Here is a 15,903-nt window from a genome sequence, read left to right on the forward strand (position 1 = left end):
GCCTGACGCATTGAAGGGCAAGAAGTTGTTTGCGCTGGATTTGTCAGCCTTGATGGCGGGTGCAAAACACCGTGGCGATTTTGAGGAACGCTTGAAAGCCGTGCTGGACGCGCTCGAAGAAGACGGCAATACCTTGCTGTTCATCGATGAAATTCACACCATCGTGGGTGCAGGCAAGACGGAAGGCTCCATGGACTTGGGCAACATGCTCAAGCCGAAACTCGCCCGTGGTGAACTGCACTGCATCGGTGCTACTACCACGCAGGAATACCGCAAGTACATCGAGAAGGATTCCGCTCTGGAACGCCGTTTCCAGCCCGTGCAGGTTGACGAACCGAGCGAAGAGGAATCGATTTCTATTCTCCGTGGCATCAAGGACGGCTTTGATGCGCACCATGGCGTGCGTCTGCACGACAACGCGCTTGTGGCGGCGGTGAAACTTTCGAACCGCTACATCAGCGACCGTTTCTTGCCGGATAAGGCCATCGACTTGATTGATGAAGCCGCAAGCCTTGTGAAGACGCAGATGGACACCGTGCCCGAAGCCTTGGACACCTTGCAGCGTAAGGAACTCCAGATGAAAATCGAGGAGCAGGCCTTGGCGAAGGAAACCGACGACACCAGCGTAAAGCGCCTGAAAGAGTTGCGTGAAGAACTCGCAACGACTGATGCGGCTGTAAAGCTGATGCAGGACCGCTGGCAAGAACGCCGCGCGAAAAACGCCGAGTTGCAGGGTCTTAAAAAGTCTTTGCAGCAGGCGAAGGACGAGATGGAGCAGGCCGAAGCCCGCTACGACTTGAACCGCGCCGCCGAACTCAAGTACAACAAGATTGTGAACCTCGAAAAGGAAATTGCCGCAAAGACCGAAGAAATCAAGAAGTCCGCAGTCGACGGTGACTTGAGCGAAGAGGTGACGGAAGAAACCATCGCCCTTGTGGTGAGCCGCTGGACGGGAATTCCGGTGACCAAGCTTTGCGAAGGCGAAAAGGCCAAGTTGTTGCACCTAGACGAACGCCTGCATGCCCGCGTGATTGGCCAGGACGAGGCCGTGGAAGCGGTTTCGGAAGCGATTCTGCGTAACCGTAGCGGTCTTAGCCGCGAGAATGCGCCGATTGGCAGCTTCTTGTTCCTCGGCCCCACGGGTGTGGGCAAGACGGAACTTGCGAAGGCGCTTGCCGTGGAACTGTTCGACGACGAGAATGCGCTGGTGCGTATCGATATGAGCGAATACATGGAAAAGCACAGCGTGAGCCGCTTGATTGGTGCGCCTCCGGGATATGTGGGCTACGAAGAAGGCGGCCAGCTGACCGAAGCCGTGCGTACCCATCCGTACTGCGTGATTCTGCTCGACGAAATCGAGAAGGCTCACCCCGATGTGTTCAACACGCTGTTGCAGGTGCTTGACGACGGTCGACTGACCGATGGCAAGGGCCGTACGGTGAACTTCAAGAACACCTTGATTCTCATGACATCGAACCTGGGTGCCGCTCACTTCCAGAATCGCGCGGGTGATGCAAAGCCCGTGACCCTGAAGGAAATCGAGCCGGAACTCCGCAGCTTCTTCAGGCCGGAATTCCTGAACAGGCTAGACGAAGTGCTGGTGTTCCAGAGCCTCACCAAGCCGCAGATTCGTGACATCGTGAAGCTCAAATTCAAGGGACTCGCTGAACGCGCCGCCCGTCAGGATTTGCAGCTCACGCTGACCGACGCCGCCCTGGATGCCATCGCCGACGGCGCTTACCAGCCAGAATTCGGCGCACGGCCGATCCAGCGTTACCTGGAACGGAACGTGGAACGCCCGCTGAGCCATGCAATTCTTGCTGGCGACGTGAGTGCGGCAAAGCCCGTGGTCATCGACTACGACGGAGCCGCGTTTACGGTAAAGTAATTTCTCCAATCATCCTTCCTCCTAACCAAAAGACTCGCCCCAGTGAAAACTGGAGCGGGTCTTTTTAATGGTAGAATGGATTGCCGCGTTGCTACGGATTCATGATTTTCGCGACTTCGTCGTGAATGAGTCCGTTCGAGGCCATGCTGGTGTAGCCTTCGTAAATCGGTGCGATCGGCTTGCCGCTTGCATCGAAGAGTTCCGTTTTGCCATCGATGGTACTGAACTTGCCGCCCGCCTCCTTGAACAGGAGCGGATACGGGGCGATGTCCCACAGCGAAACCACGGGGTCAATCATCAGTTCGGCGCGTCCGGCGGCCACCAGGTAGTAACCGTAGCAGTCGCCCCAGCCGCGGTGCAGCTTGGCAGCGCGACGCACGGTAGCATACTTTTCGCCGTAACCTGCGGTTTCCATGGTATTCACGGTACCCGAAAGCACAAGCGAATCGGAAAGCGTAGCAACTTTAGAGCAGCGGATTTCACGGCCGTCTAAGAAAGCGCCACCATCTTTGACCGCCCAGACCGCCGTGTTCATCGCAGGAATGCGAATGAGACTTGCAATCGGCGCGCCCTTGCGATACAGCGCAATCAATGTTCCAAACAACGGCACGCCGTGAATAAACGCCTTGGTGCCGTCAATCGGGTCAATCACCCACTGGTATTCGGCATCGGGATTCTCGATTCCGAATTCTTCGCCAATCACGCCGAAGCCCGGAGTTTCTTTTTCCCAGAACTTGCGGGCAATTTCTTCAGTGCTCTTGTCGGCGACAGTGACAGGCGTGTTGTCCTTTTTCCATTCCACGCCGACATTTGCCTGAAAATACTTCATGATATTTTCTTGGGCAAGGTCTGCGGCCTTGAGTGCAATTTTCAGAAGTTCTTGATTTTCTGCGGTCGCTGCCATAACACCTCCGGCGATTAGACTTGAGCCTTCCACTTTTTGACGAGGCTGACCAGAAGTTCATTCTCTTCGCGTTTGCCGAGGGTCACGCGGATGTGTTCCGGAAGACCGAAGCTTGTAAGACCACGAACGATCATACCGTTCTGTTCAAGGAACAGAACCAAGTCTTTAGCCTTGGGGCCGATGTGCACGCAAATAAAGTTACCTTGGGTCGGCAGCACCTTGAATCCGAGCGATTCAAATTCCGGTGTCAGGTACTTGATGCCTTCGGCATTGAGTTCGAGAGTCTTCTTGACGTGTTCCTTGTCGGAAAGGGCCGCTATCGCCGCCACTTGGGCAGCCTGGTTCACATCGAACGGCGGCTTGATTTTCCACATGGCCTTGATGACTTCGGCATTTGCCATGGCGTAACCGATACGGAGGCCTGCCAGCCCGTAAATTTTACTGAAAGTGCGGTTAATGAACAGGTTCTTGTACTTGTCCAGCATGTCGATAAGCACCGGATAGTCTTCGGCGGTTGCAAATTCAGAATAGGCCTGGTCGAGGAACACAAGCACATTGCTCGGGACCTTATCCAAGAATTCAATCATTTCCTGCTTGTTATAGTAGACGCCTGTCGGGTTGTTCGGGCTGCAGATAAAGACCACGCGTGTCTTGTCGTTCACCGCCTTCAAAAGTTCCGAAAGCGGAGTCTTCAGGTCGCCTACACCTACACCGATAAAGTCGGCACCGTTCGAAAGCGTCGTAAACTTGTAGACCGAAAACGTCGGCGTAATGCCGATACAGTTGTCGCCCTGACGAATGAACGCCTTACCCACCATGTCGATGATTTCGTCGGAACCGTTACCGATGACAATCTGATTCGTGTTCACTCCGTAGAAATCAGCGATAGCGTTAATCAGCTTGGGTGCATCACCGCGCGGGTACAAATGCAATGCGTCTGCGATTTCGTGGTAGGCTTCGACCGCCTTCGGGGAAGCACCGAGCGGGTTCTCGTTCGAGGCGAGTTTAACGACATCGGTCAGCCCGTACTTCGCACGGATTTCTTCCATGGATTTGCCGGGAACGTAATCGGAAAGTTTAGAAAGCTCTGGACGCGGATCAATCATGATATCCTCTTTTTTTGCGCCTAAAATTTAGCTATTTTTGGGGCATATGAGATTCTTTCGCATCGTTCTTTTTGCTTTAGCATGCCTTTGCGTTCAAAATGTTTTTGCCCTGGATCGTATTTGGAACATGCGATACACGTTCGGTCCCGATGCGCGCCCATCGCCTAAATTTGCGGCCGGCGTTGGCCTGCGGTCCGATTTTGACAGCGATGTCCTGTTTCCGATCAATATTATGGGAGCCCTGAATAAAAACTGGGATATGGGTGTCAAGGTTGATATGTACACTTATAATCAGCTCGACAATATGGAAGCATCGGTAGATTTTGGTGGCCGTTACCGTTTTGGAGAGCAGTTTATAGAATTGGATGGTTATTTCGGATTGAACCGAAACAATGGCAGTGCTCTTGTTTTTACTTATGGCAAGGAACACTATATTGCCCGGAATTTTTCAAATGCCTATGAAGCTCGTGCCGGGGTACTTGAGGGTGTCACTGGCGAAGATGGATATGTAAAATTTGCTTTAGGAACAATGCCTACCTTGCACTTTGGACGCGCGTTTCTCTGCATGATTGAAATTAATTCCAGCGGTAGTGTCGGGTATCTGAAGGATGACTTTATGGTGGATATTATTCCCAAAATGGAACTTGCTTTTGGTGCTACCCGTGTCCGTGTCGAATTTGACATTGGCATATTGCAGGAAACGAATAACGACCAGAAAAGTATAGCCCTCTATGTCATGACGGCTCTCTAATTCCATTGCTTATTTCCACATCGTTTCTACATGCATGGAGTCTGTCGTAAAAAGGATATTGATGCTTCCTTTTTCTGCGGTGTTCAAGTAGGGAATTCCAAGAGAATCGAGTCGGCGGAGGACTTGTTTGCTTGGATGCCTGAATCGGTTCCTCCGGCCGCTAGAAATTATCGCTAGCTTTGGTTGAACCTGTTTAAGAAATTCAATGCTACTGGAAGTCTTGGAACCGTGATGACCTAGTTTTAGAACATCGCTCCTGATAAATATATCGGTCATGAGAATATCCTTTTCTCCTTGAACAGTCAGGTCTCCGGTAAGGATGACTGAATGCCCGAGTCCTTTTGCCCGGAAGGTAATACTTTGTGTATTGGGGTCTATGCAGTGCTGAGTGTCGGGGTGAATGGCCTGGATCTCAAAGAAGTTCTCGCGGTACAGGAATCCGCGAGATATGTCACGGATGGGAATGTTGCGGCGGTAGGCTTCTGAAATGATTTCCTGCCAGTTTTCTTTGGGCTCGATTCTTGCGCAGTCGGTCATCCAGAGTTCCTTGACCGGAAATGCCTTGATAATAGAAAGAGCGCCTCCAAAATGATCCTGGTCGGGGTGGGTGACAATTAATGCGTCTAACGAAGAAACTCCAGAGTGGTGTAGGTAGGGAATGATGATGTCTTTTCCTGAATCGCCCTTCTTGATATCGCCTGCATCGATTAAAAGGTGGGTTCCGGCAGGAGTTGTAATCAGGTGGCTGTCGCCTTGGCCTATATCGATGGTCGTGATTTTCCAGCTTGGAAAGAGAATCCTGCTGTAGCTATTTATAGCATATAAGAGACAGAAAAGTAATGCGCATGATAGGCATAATCGTTTTGCGATACGATTTCGATTGTACAGCGGAAGGAACAAAATGGCTATACCTGTTACTAGAAGAATGCAGGGACTAAGGGGGCCGACGGTTGCGGATGCCTGTGGAGAGTCCGAAAGAAGTCTCGTCAGAAGAGATGCAAGCCGCAGAAAGAAACGCGCTGCATGGCAGAAATGTTCGCGTAAAAAGTCTAACGGCGAAATTAGTGCGAAAAGTCCTGCCTGCATTCCGATGGAAATGGTGGGTACGACCACGATATTGCCTAGCCAGGCAAAAGGCGAAAGTGTCTTGAAGTGATGAATCAGGAAGGGCGCTGTTGATAGAGTTGCGCATAAAGTAACGTACACGGGCTCAAGGACTAGGCTTTGAATAATGTTCCAAATCTTATTTTTCGATAAATCTTCGGGAATGTTTTTTAAGGGATTAAATGATTCGCTAATGAGAATTCCCGTGGTCGCAGCAACCGAAAGCTGAAAGCCGGGATTCCAGATGACGGAGGGCTCGGGCAACATGATGACCAGAAGGGCGACTCCGAGACTATTGAGCGTATTGGCTTCTCGTTGGAAAAATGCCCCGATTTGGGGGACCGTGAACATGAGAACGGCTCGTCTCACGGCAGGGGATCCTCCGGTGACGGGAACATACAGAAGTAGGAGCATGATGGCAACCAGTCTTACGATACGATGGGGGAGTCCGGTTGCTTTTAGGAATATCATCAAGATTCCTGCCAACAGTACGACATGAAAACCGCTAATGGCAAGGACATGTACGAGTCCGGAACGTTGGAAGTCGCTTTTCAGAGCGTCGGGAATTCCTGAACGGTCTCCGGCCAGAAGCCCAAGCAGTAATCCGGTTTCTGCAGAATCGAGGTAATCTTCGAATCGGGAGGCAATCCATTTGCGAAACTGGTAAAAACTTCGTTCAGGAATCCAGCTCTTACTATAGGAATTCCAATGGATAAATTTTCCGTACGAACGCAATCCCTGTGATTTGAGCCACTCTTTCGTGTCAAACCCGCCTTCGACAGTCGGTGGCGTGACGGGGTACCATGTGGCTTCGTAACAGAGTGAATCTCCCGGCAAGGGGTATTGCGACAATTGTCTTTTCTCGGTGAGCCGAACGCGGAATCCGTTAGCCGTCTTGATGATGGATGCCATGCCGCTAGCCCTGCGTTGCGTGCTTTCGACTATGCCGCAGTCATTGACGGGAGGAGGTGTTTCAGGGGAGGCCTTGTCACCTTTTTCTGAGAATTCGTGGCAAGCGATGGCGACGGCAATGCTTATGAATAGCACCCATTGCATTCGGTGAGGAAAATAGTGGGTTACGAGTATGGTGGGGAGCAGGAGGGCCGGTGCGAAACTGGGACAATCTAAGCTTGCGAGGACGAGTATGACTATAATGGAGCTTGCTAGCGCTGGTTTCCCGATTATAGGCTCAAGAAGGAGTGCAATATCCTTTTTTGTCGCATCATTTATTATTTTTTTCATAGATGCAGCTGTTTGTTAGAATGGGGCTTCTCGAGTAAACACGTTTTTATAGGGCTTTGGGACACCTTATGGTTCGTTTTTTTTGTAAACTTTTTTGCGTCTTGATTGTATTCTTGTTGGCTTCGTGTTTCGATGAAGAATCCTCGGAAGTGGTCCTGTATCCGGAAGTAAATGAATTCTTCAGTCTGATTCCAAATGACCAGGCTCAAAACGATTCAGTCTCGGCGCATCTTGCCAAGGGTGTTGCGATATTGGTCCATTCTAATGCAAATTATGAATTTTCCTTTGATATCGATCCGAATTTTGATGCTCCGAAAATGCAGCTGTTTAGGGCAAACTGGGCTGCGAATCCACCTAAATTTAGGCAGGTCCGCTCGCTGCAGCCGCAGATTGAAAATGGTCGCTATGTATACTCGTTTTTATGCGAAGAAAGCGATGCTGCGACATGGGTGGCGACACTTGCCCTTGAAGATGAGTTCTTTCCGGGACAGACATCCAATGTGCGCCTTGTAGGTGATGGCGCGTACTCCGACCGGATGTCACTGAATCTGATCGTGGTTGGCAATGTGGAAAAGACCTTGAACGGATTTGACTTGCAGGAACTAAAAACGGCGCTATTGTCGGATTTTAGGAGATATTACACCTCGATACAGATTGATACCCTCTATGTGAACTATGCTCAAGATCATCCGACTCTCGGAAAAAAGTTCCCAGCCAATGCGCCTTGGCTTGCGGGCAAGTCTTCGGAGGATATGATGCTGAGCGAATTAGGTGGATGGCCCGGAATTACCAATGCGCTTGATATTGTCCTGGTTCATTATATCGATAGCGAAGGCGTGATGGGCTATTCGAATCTATTTAGCGGAAATATGGGTGGTGGCCTGGGTTCTACGGTGGTACTCGGTTCCTATGTAAAGACGGTCTCGGGTGAAGAACCGCTTTCGTTGAGGGATATTGTTCAGACGGCGGTACATGAATCGGGGCATTTTCTTGGACTTCGGCATACGACGGCGACGAGGGCGGATATGCAGAGCGAAAATGATTACTCGAATATTGAGGATGGATTGGAGGATACGCCATACTGTAGCATGCTGCAACGGAGTGGTCTGTTGAAAACGAATGACCGTAATCGCGACTTGATCCCCTCCGATGTGCGCTTTAACTGGATGTTGCCCCGATTGGCCAATATGGCTTCGGAATTTAGAGTTCAGGATTGCCCGGATTTTAGGAACGTCATGTTCCCGGCAGGAACCGAAGATGAGTACGAAGGCTTTTCGGAACAGCAACTTAAAATTATCCGTAAAAACTTGATGATTTATCCGCATTGACATGTTTGACCTATGAAAGCTTCGCAATTTTCTGAAAATGCCCAGTTGATAGCTTTTGTGCTGCAGCATGGGGCGGAATGGAACATAGAGGTCCTGGATGCGCTTGAACGCACCTGGGGCAAGATTCGCCACAAGGGCAAGCTATTCGCTTTTGATAGGACTCCCTACTATACCCCGGAAATGGGCGACGGACTGTATCGCGGAGTTGTATCGTTTGAAAAGGAAATCCCGCCCGAAACGATTGCCGCCGAAAAAGAACGCAGCAACGCGCTGGAGCTGACGATGGCGCAGGCGAGCAGCCCCGATGCGCGCCGCGTGAACATCGACATCGGTTACATGGACTTGGACAAGGTGGTGCTCCCGAGCTATAAGCGAGGTCCCTTTAAGCTCTATGCGGGCGAGGGGGTGTGGCTCGACATGCTGTTGACCTATGCCAAGGGCGAGTTTCATCCGACTTCCTGGGCGTTCGAAGATTTCAAGCGGAACCCGTACCAGCACGACTTGCTGCTCATTCGCGAAAAATTCAAGAAATTGGGCCGCCACGTCATTGCGAGCCCCCTGTAAGGGGACGAAGCAATCCATTCTTAAGGTAAAATGAAGAATCTTGTTTATATAATCATCGGCGTAATCGTCTTGCTTATTGGAGTCCGCTGGTACATGCAGCAGTCGGCGGCCAAGGAGGCTTTTGACAAGCACGAAGCGCTAATCGCCGAGACCAATGAATGCTTAGAAATGGCGGAGTGGAACTGCGCCGAAAGGAATGTGCGCGCCCTCCTCAAGGAAACTCCCGACGACCAGAACTTGCAGCTCCATTTGGCAGGAATCCTTTACGAACAGGAACGCTACGAAGACTGCATCGCCTATGTCAAGTCGAGAAATTTCAGTAACGCGGACCTAGAATTTCTGTTGAAAAAATGCGAGTCGCTCGTTCGTGAAATGGCAACCTTGGGTATAGAGCGCTCTATGCATTTCAGGGTCGAGTTCGAGGGAATGCTTGCCCGTAAGGATATTATGGAAGCGCTCGCCGTATTGGAAGTTGCTTACGATTCCTTGTGCCATCTGTTCGATTTTCACCCAGAAAACAAGATGCATCTGGTTCTTTATCGGTCGTCGCAGTACCAGGGCCTTGGACCGCGTCCGGAATGGGTGGGGGCCATATTTGACGGTAAGTTGCGAATCCCGGTTAACGTGATGAATCGTCCGGAAATTTATAGGCCGATGTTTTTTCATGAATTGACGCATGCCTTCGTTCGTGCCATGGCTCGCTCGAAGGTTCCCCTGTGGGTCAACGAAGGAATCGCCCAGGTGGTGGATGCCTCGCGCACGGGAATGGCTAGGCCCGAAGGTGGTGCCCCCAGTATCGAAGCGCTTATGACTCCGTTCGTGAACGAACAGAATACTTCGAATGCGACACGCTTGTATTGGTATTCTCAGCGTATGGTGGAACAGCTCCTGCAGCGTAATCCGAGTTTCGTACATTTCAGGGAATATATGCAGAGCTTGCGTAAACAGGATGGAGACGAGGCTCTTCAGAAGTTTTATGGCGTCACGACAAAGCAGTTGCTCGACGAGGCGAAACGGTAACGGAGTTTTTATGGCAGGCCGAAAAAAACATATAGTCATTCTTGCTACGGGCGGTACAATTGCAGGCGCCGGTGAACCCGGCAAAAATACGGGCTACGTGTCCGGGCAGATTTCTGCAGAAGACTTGGTGGCGTCCGTGCCGGAACTTTCGGAGTACGCCGAGATTACGACTGAACAGATTTGCAACGTGAATTCCGACGACATGACGGACAAGCTGTGGATAGCGCTTTCGAACCGCATCGCCGACTTGCAGACGGACGAAACGGTCGACGGCATCGTGGTCACTCACGGCACCGACACCATGGACGAAACGGCCTACTTCGTAAGCCTTACGGTCAAGTGCGAAAAGGCGGTCATCTTTACAGGCTCCATGAAGCCCGCTACCGCCAAGGACCCCGACGGCCCCGCAAACTTGTTCGGCGCCGTACGTGCGGCAGCCGGCTTCGCTGTCGACGACGACCCGCCGGCGAACTTGGTGTGGGTGTATTTTGCGGGTGAACTTTTCGACGCCCGGAGCGTTCAAAAGTGCTCAGCCTCGGCAATTAACGCGATGGGCGTAAGCGCTCCCGGCGAAGGCTCCAACTGGAACGCCTTAAAGGAACAGAACTTCTTCGACGTTTCCAAGCTTGAAAGCCTGCCGCGAGTGAACGTAGTCTACTTTACCGTAGATGCAAACCCGAAGATTCTGGAATACGCCGCCTGCGTCTCCGACGGTCTCGTGATAGCGGGCGCAGGTGCGGGCGAATTCAGCCTTGCGTGGGCGAAAGTCCTCGAAAGCATCGACATTCCAGTCGTCATCGCAAGCCGCACTCACCACGGGCTCGTGACGATCAACGAATCGCTTGCGCCTGGCCGCATCTGTGCCGGACGACTGCCGCCTCAAAAGGCCGCAGTCCTCCTCAAGCTCGTGCTCACGCAAACAAGCCGCACCGACGACATCAAGCGTGTTTTTGCGCTGTAACCCGAATCTTATTTGCAAAAAAAACGCAGGTTTAACCCCGCGTTATCATTATAGGCAAATGGTTCCAATTAGATTGTCGTCATGCTGTTGACTTCGGCCGTGTAGTCGACACCTTCGATGTCGAAGCCGTTCGTCGCCAAGAAGTCGTGACGGTAACCATCGAGGTCGCCTACCTGTGCAAAGTTTTCCTGCGTAATCGTGGCCATGCGCCGGTTCACTTCTTCCTGCACCTTCGGGTCGAGTTCCCAATCGTCAATGCGAATCAGGTGGTTTTCGTCCGTCGGAACGGCGCTGCCCGTATAAAGGCGCTCATTCATCAGGCGTTCCATCTGCTCGATACAACCTTCATGAGTTCCCTGTTCCTTCATCACCTTGAAAAGCACCGAAAGGTACAGCGGGATAATGGGAATCACGGCGCTGGAGCGCGTCACCAGGCCCTTGTTGACGGATACATAAGCTTCACCCTTCAAGTCGCGTTCAAGTTCTGCATTCAATTCGCGCGCGGTTGCTTCCAAGTGCTTCTTGGCACCGCCGATGGTACCGTCTCGGTAGATTGCATGCGAAAGGGCGGGGCCGATATAGGAGTAGGCGACAGTCTTCACGCCGTTGGCGAGCACGCCCGCATCCTTGAGCTGTCGGACCCAGAGAGCCCAGTCTTCGCCGCCCATTACTTTTACTGTGTTGGCGGCTTCTTCTTCGGTAGCGGGTTCTGCGCTGATGGTACTGATCTTGCCTGTCATGCAGTCGATGGTCTCGCCGGAGAACGGTTTTCCGATCGGTTTCAGCACACTGCGGTACAGGGTGCCGTTGTCCGGATCGACGCGTACGGCCGAAGCCACGCTGTAGACCAGCAGGTCTACCTTGCGGTCCATCTTTTTCAGCGTCTCGATGACGTTTCTGCGCATTTCGTGGGAGAAGGCGTCGCCATTGTAGGTAACGGCTTCGAGGCCGGCATCCTTCGCGTACTTGTCGAAAGCCATATTATTGTACCAGCCCGGAGTCCCAGATTTGAGGTTCGGTTCGTCGGAACCTTCCTTTTCGAAGGATACGCCGATCGTTGCGGCGCCGAAACCGAAAGCCGCATTGATGCGGCTTGCCAGACCGTAACCGGTGGAGCAGCCCAGGACGAGCACGGTCTTCGGGGCGTCCTTCGGAGCCCCGCGTTCGGCGCGCTTCTTCTGCACGTAAGCAATCTGGTTCCTGACATCGGTTGCGCAGCCCTTCGGGTGTGCATTGACGCACATGTTGCTGCGGATCATCGGTTGAATAACCATACTTTATCCTTTTTGTTGTGTCTCTTATTTCAAACCGCGCCAAACTTAGCAAAAAGCCCCTCTTGCCAAGGCCTATTCTGGAAACCGATAGGATAGAAATGTAAAATATGTTTAACATAATATTTTTGACAGATTGCGACTCCCTATGATTTATATTTTGCCATCATGAAGTTTCTTATACAGCGCGTTTTGAAGGCCCAGGTCGATATCGATGGAGAAACTATCGGAAAGATCGATAAGGGATATATGGTCCTGATCGGAGTGGGCGAGGGCGATACTCGCGAGGTGGCGGATAAGCTCGTCCGCAAGATGCTTTCTCTCCGGATATTTGCCGACGAAAATGGAAAGACGAATCTTTCGATTGGGGACGTGAACGGTTCCTTGCTGCTCGTGTCGCAGTTCACTCTGTATGCCGATTGCCACAAGGGAAATCGGCCGACATTTAATGGAGCGGGCAACCCCGCCTTGGCGAAGGAACTGTATGAATATGTCATTGAAGTCTGCAAAAGGGAGGTTCCCGTTGTCGAAACTGGGCGATTCGGTGCCGATATGCAGGTCTCGCTCGTGAACGATGGTCCTTTCACGATCATGCTGGAATAGCTAAGGTCTGCCGTTTTCTATTTTTAGAGGCATGAGAATGTTCGAAGATAGGAATCTGGTCGTTAGCGTGCTTTTTGGCTTGACGCTTGTGGTTTCGCTCATGGTGGGCTGTGCCGGAAACCGTGATTCCGAATCGGGCGCCTCGGGCGATTCCGGCATGATGGATGCTCCTTGTGAAGAGTGTGGCAAGCGTGGCGATATCGAACTGAACATTTCCGACGAAAAATTCTACCGCGAATGGAATAAGAAGGCGTATGCCCGCATGGATTCTACTGCAGTGATGGGCGTGTTCCCGGCTTTGACCGTTAAGGCCGATCGCCCCGAAAAATGCAAGTTCTGTCACGGCTATAGTGCCGATGCACTAGACTTTGATCTCGCGAGAGTCGAGGATTCCCTGATGGTGCGCGCGTTTCCCAAGATGCGGCGCGAACTCATGCTGCCTGGCATGCGCCTGCCCGATGCGGATTCCTCCTTTGTCGATAGCCTTTCGTGGTTGCTGCTTGAATCCGAATTTGCCGATGGCAAGAAACTCGGTGACTTTAGTCCGTGGCTAGACCGCGATGGCGTGGAACAGGATATTTCCCGCGAGCTTCCGCCGAAATTCAAGAATCTGCTGAATGCTCTCGCGAGCCGTTACGAACTGCGTTACCTTTCGATTCCGGTTTCGCTCCAGGTGCGTATGGATACCGATCTCGGGAAGAGTGGCGGCTTTACCTGGAAAATCCTCTGGACCCTCTGGGATGCCCGTTATGGAGAGCTTGTTTTCCTTGTCTACGCCGATTATACGGCCGCGACGACGAGCCGCGTTGCTCCCGAGAAGGAATGGGCCGAACCCTTTGCTGCGCGACTCTGGAAAATGCTATCAGTTGATTTAACTAAACTCGAAAACCACTAACACCATTTTCTTATGAATACCCCTTTCTACATCTTCATGAAACTTCTGCCGAAGAATGCCGCTAGCCGTGCTTTCGGCGCCTTGACTCGCCTTAAACTCCCGCTGATTTCAAAGGTGGCTCGCGATAAGTTTGCTGCATTCTACAAGCTGAATATGGAAGAGGCTGAATATCCGCTGGATCATTACGCAAACATCGGTGAACTCTTTATCCGTCGTCTAAAACCTGGTGCTCGTCCGATTGCAGATTCCGAAATCGTCTCGCCGGTCGATGGAGTTCTTTCGCAGACGGCCACCTTCGACGAAAAACAAGAGTTGATTCAGGCCAAGGGCAAGACCTATTTGCTCAAGGACCTGCTCCGTGATGAAGAAATGGCGAAGCGCTTTGAAGGAGGTGCCTTTGCGACAATTTACCTAGCTCCCTTCAACTACCACCGCATTCACAGTCCGGTTGCGGGCGAGGTTGTCGGCGCTAGTTATTGTCCAGGAACTCTTTGGCCGGTGAATGTCGGCAGCGTGGAACGTGTCGAAGGTCTGTTCTGTATCAACGAACGTCTCACGAGCCATATCCGTCTGGACGACGGTTCCGAAATGCTCGTGGTGAAGGTCGGTGCCACCAATGTGGGGCGAATCGGGGTTGCCTATACCGATGAACTTCTCGTGAATGCGGGCAAGCTTCCCAGGGACTGCAAACGTTACGATTGGTTCCCCAAGGAAACGATTGCTGTCGAGAAGGGCGGCGAACTTGGTCGCTTCGAAATGGGAAGTACCGTGATACTCGTGGTCGACAAGAAAATTCGTGACCGCCATCCGGATCTTTTCAAGTCTCGCTTGGGTTCTGCCGTCAAGATGGGCGAGGCCCTTTAGTCTTTTGGTCCATGGTTTCGGTCCGGCGATTTATCTACGATGAACCGGCGCTGTTCAAGGCGACATGCGAGTTCGTGCGCCTGTTTGGGCGGGTTGCGGATCCGGTCGTTGCCGTTGCATCGCAAGAAATGACGGATGATGCGCGCATTGCCTGGACGATTCTTGGAACAGATCTCTTTCAGGATATCTCCTATGCGGAATTTGCCGCGGTAATGAAGTCGTTGCACGATCGTTTTCCCGGAGATAAGCTCTGGACCTTGCCCGTTCCCAGGGCGCAGGAAATCGAGGAATGTGTCGAATCCGCGATGGGTGGCCGCGGATGGTCCATGTTTGAAAATGTTGCAGGAATTTTCTGGAGCGTAGGCCTTTTCGTGCGTCGGCGCCAGAATATGCGGCAGTGGCTCGCGGAGCGTCCGCCCGAAGAATTGTGGCGCGATCTTGGCGAAATCTATTTTATGGGCAAGGGAAATCCGCGACCTAAGGTGTGTGCTGCTCTGTACCGTATTACGGCTCCGGCTCCTATTGGATTTGGCCTTGATTGTTTACCTTCGCAAAAATGGCCGCCGCTTCCGCTTACGATGGGAGCGCGTCGATACCTATCGATTCTTGGTCCTGCCAAGGATGGTTTCGCGGATCTGGATGCGACGCATATCCTGTTCACCCGCAAGGGAGTGAATCACGGCACCGGCCCCCAGGAAGAGGGCGGCCTTGAAGAAGGCGTGGGTGAACACGTGGAAGATAGAAGCGTCGAAAGCGAAAGCGCCTGCGGCCATGAACATGTAACCGAGCTGAGAAATCGTCGAGTAGGCAAGCACCTTCTTGATGTCGTTCTGGAAAAGTCCTGCGACAGCAGCCCAGAAGGCAGTCAGCATACCCACAATCAAGATAATCACGAGAGCTTCGGGAATCACCGAGAACATGCGACTGAGGCGTGCAAGCAGATAAACGCCCGAGGTCACCATGGTTGCAGCATGGATAAGGGCCGACACAGGAGTCGGACCGGCCATGGCATCCGGGAGCCAGGTGAGGAGCGGAATCTGGGCAGACTTACCCGTGCAACCGACGAAGAACAAGAGGCCCGCAATCATCAAGATCGGAGCGGCAAGTTCCACATGGCCACCGGCAATCAGCATTTCGATGAACTTGTTCAATGCATCGTAATTGAGGATAGCGGAGCCGCCCAAAGTGGCAAGGCAAAGCATTCCGAGCAGGAATCCGATATCGCCCACGCGGTTCACAATGAATGCCTTGTTCGCAGCCTTGCAGTTGTTCAAGTCGTGGTTCCAGAAACCGATAAGCAAGTAAGAGCAGAGACCCACGCCTTCCCAACCGAGGAAGGTGAGCAGCAGGCTGTCGGAGAGCACAAGCACGACCATGCTGAACAGGAACAGGTTGATGTAGG

14 protein-coding genes and 1 pseudogene are annotated in these 15,903 nt (G+C 52.2%); 9 read left to right on the forward strand and 6 right to left on the reverse strand.

Going from position 1 to position 15,903, the window contains the following annotated elements; translation table 11 throughout:
• Positions 1 to 1,888 (forward strand): AAA family ATPase (locus tag Q0628_RS13140; protein ID WP_298771684.1); only part of this gene is annotated, 1,888 nt, incomplete at its 5' end.
• 91 nt (positions 1,889 to 1,979) lie between these two features.
• On the opposite strand, the gene hisN is transcribed toward Q0628_RS13140, so the two are convergent.
• Both hisN and hisC read right to left on the reverse strand, forming a co-directional pair.
• Positions 1,980 to 2,792, reverse strand: a complete 813-nt coding sequence (hisN, locus tag Q0628_RS13145; RefSeq protein WP_298771686.1) for a histidinol-phosphatase — start codon at positions 2,790 to 2,792, stop codon at positions 1,980 to 1,982.
• 14 nt (positions 2,793 to 2,806) lie between these two features.
• On the reverse strand, positions 2,807 to 3,898 hold the full coding sequence (gene hisC / locus Q0628_RS13150) for a histidinol-phosphate transaminase (RefSeq protein ID WP_298771689.1): 1,092 nt from the start codon (positions 3,896 to 3,898) through the stop codon (positions 2,807 to 2,809).
• A gap of 46 nt (positions 3,899 to 3,944) precedes the next feature.
• Here hisC and Q0628_RS13155 point away from each other — a divergent pair, with 46 nt between their 5' ends.
• On the forward strand, positions 3,945 to 4,649 hold the full coding sequence (locus Q0628_RS13155; protein ID WP_298771691.1) for a hypothetical protein: 705 nt from the start codon (positions 3,945 to 3,947) through the stop codon (positions 4,647 to 4,649).
• Between the two features lie 9 nt (positions 4,650 to 4,658).
• On the opposite strand, the gene Q0628_RS13160 is transcribed toward Q0628_RS13155, so the two are convergent.
• Positions 4,659 to 6,809 (reverse strand): DNA internalization-related competence protein ComEC/Rec2, encoded by a 2,151-nt coding sequence (locus tag Q0628_RS13160; protein WP_298771693.1) that lies wholly within the window; start codon positions 6,807 to 6,809, stop codon positions 4,659 to 4,661.
• Positions 6,810 to 7,096: 287 nt separating this feature from the next.
• Between Q0628_RS13160 and Q0628_RS13165 the strand changes: the two genes are divergently transcribed.
• Genes Q0628_RS13165 through Q0628_RS13180 form a run of 4 tightly spaced genes read left to right on the forward strand, consistent with a single transcriptional unit; the run spans position 7,097 to position 10,868 of the window.
• Positions 7,097 to 8,323, forward strand: a complete 1,227-nt coding sequence (locus Q0628_RS13165; protein ID WP_298771695.1) for a hypothetical protein — start codon at positions 7,097 to 7,099, stop codon at positions 8,321 to 8,323.
• A 12-nt stretch (positions 8,324 to 8,335) separates the two neighbouring features.
• Positions 8,336 to 8,887: a DUF4416 family protein gene (locus Q0628_RS13170; RefSeq protein WP_298771697.1), complete on the forward strand. Its 552-nt coding sequence runs from the start codon at positions 8,336 to 8,338 to the stop codon at positions 8,885 to 8,887.
• 30 nt (positions 8,888 to 8,917) lie between these two features.
• Positions 8,918 to 9,907: a hypothetical protein gene (locus Q0628_RS13175; RefSeq protein WP_298771699.1), complete on the forward strand. Its 990-nt coding sequence runs from the start codon at positions 8,918 to 8,920 to the stop codon at positions 9,905 to 9,907.
• A gap of 10 nt (positions 9,908 to 9,917) precedes the next feature.
• Positions 9,918 to 10,868 (forward strand): asparaginase, encoded by a 951-nt coding sequence (locus Q0628_RS13180; RefSeq protein WP_298771701.1) that lies wholly within the window; start codon positions 9,918 to 9,920, stop codon positions 10,866 to 10,868.
• A gap of 68 nt (positions 10,869 to 10,936) precedes the next feature.
• On the opposite strand, the gene fabV is transcribed toward Q0628_RS13180, so the two are convergent.
• Positions 10,937 to 12,142: an enoyl-ACP reductase FabV gene (gene fabV, locus Q0628_RS13185; RefSeq protein ID WP_298771703.1), complete on the reverse strand. Its 1,206-nt coding sequence runs from the start codon at positions 12,140 to 12,142 to the stop codon at positions 10,937 to 10,939.
• 165 nt (positions 12,143 to 12,307) lie between these two features.
• Between fabV and dtd the strand changes: the two genes are divergently transcribed.
• The 3 genes from dtd to asd are packed head-to-tail and all read left to right on the forward strand — an operon-like array spanning position 12,308 to position 14,501.
• The gene (dtd, locus tag Q0628_RS13190; protein WP_298771704.1) at positions 12,308 to 12,742 is read left to right on the forward strand and encodes a D-aminoacyl-tRNA deacylase; all 435 of its coding nucleotides are present in this window, start codon (positions 12,308 to 12,310) and stop codon (positions 12,740 to 12,742) included.
• Positions 12,743 to 12,773: 31 nt separating this feature from the next.
• Positions 12,774 to 13,637, forward strand: a complete 864-nt coding sequence (locus Q0628_RS13195) for a hypothetical protein (protein ID WP_298771705.1) — start codon at positions 12,774 to 12,776, stop codon at positions 13,635 to 13,637.
• Positions 13,638 to 13,649: 12 nt separating this feature from the next.
• Positions 13,650 to 14,501 carry an archaetidylserine decarboxylase gene (gene asd / locus Q0628_RS13200; protein WP_298771706.1) on the forward strand — a complete coding sequence of 284 codons (852 nt, stop codon included), beginning with the start codon at positions 13,650 to 13,652 and terminating at the stop codon, positions 14,499 to 14,501.
• On the opposite strand, the gene Q0628_RS13205 is transcribed toward asd, so the two are convergent.
• Entirely contained in the window at positions 14,498 to 14,728 is a 231-nt protein-coding gene (locus Q0628_RS13205; RefSeq protein ID WP_298771707.1) for a hypothetical protein, read from the reverse strand. The genes asd and Q0628_RS13205 overlap by 4 nt on opposite strands.
• 411 nt (positions 14,729 to 15,139) lie before the next feature.
• Positions 15,140 to 15,903: pseudogene (locus tag Q0628_RS13210) on the reverse strand (proton-conducting transporter membrane subunit); the annotation flags it as partial.

The organism is uncultured Fibrobacter sp., from assembly GCF_937877005.1.
In the GTDB taxonomy this organism is placed as follows: domain Bacteria; phylum Fibrobacterota; class Fibrobacteria; order Fibrobacterales; family Fibrobacteraceae; genus Fibrobacter.

Excerpts from the sequence above, each read along its gene's own strand:
- hisN (WP_298771686.1), bottom strand. The coding sequence starts at position 2,792 with ATGGCAGCGACCGCAGAAAATCAAGAACTTCTGAAAATTGCACTCAAG.
- hisC (WP_298771689.1), bottom strand. The coding sequence starts at position 3,898 with ATGATTGATCCGCGTCCAGAGCTTTCTAAACTTTCCGATTACGTTCCC.
- Q0628_RS13155 (WP_298771691.1), top strand. The coding sequence starts at position 3,945 with ATGAGATTCTTTCGCATCGTTCTTTTTGCTTTAGCATGCCTTTGCGTT.
- Q0628_RS13160 (WP_298771693.1), bottom strand. The coding sequence starts at position 6,809 with ATGCAATGGGTGCTATTCATAAGCATTGCCGTCGCCATCGCTTGCCAC.
- Q0628_RS13170 (WP_298771697.1), top strand. The coding sequence starts at position 8,336 with ATGAAAGCTTCGCAATTTTCTGAAAATGCCCAGTTGATAGCTTTTGTG.
- Q0628_RS13175 (WP_298771699.1), top strand. The coding sequence starts at position 8,918 with ATGAAGAATCTTGTTTATATAATCATCGGCGTAATCGTCTTGCTTATT.
- Q0628_RS13180 (WP_298771701.1), top strand. The coding sequence starts at position 9,918 with ATGGCAGGCCGAAAAAAACATATAGTCATTCTTGCTACGGGCGGTACA.
- fabV (WP_298771703.1), bottom strand. The coding sequence starts at position 12,142 with ATGGTTATTCAACCGATGATCCGCAGCAACATGTGCGTCAATGCACAC.
- dtd (WP_298771704.1), top strand. The coding sequence starts at position 12,308 with ATGAAGTTTCTTATACAGCGCGTTTTGAAGGCCCAGGTCGATATCGAT.
- Q0628_RS13195 (WP_298771705.1), top strand. The coding sequence starts at position 12,774 with ATGAGAATGTTCGAAGATAGGAATCTGGTCGTTAGCGTGCTTTTTGGC.
- asd (WP_298771706.1), top strand. The coding sequence starts at position 13,650 with ATGAATACCCCTTTCTACATCTTCATGAAACTTCTGCCGAAGAATGCC.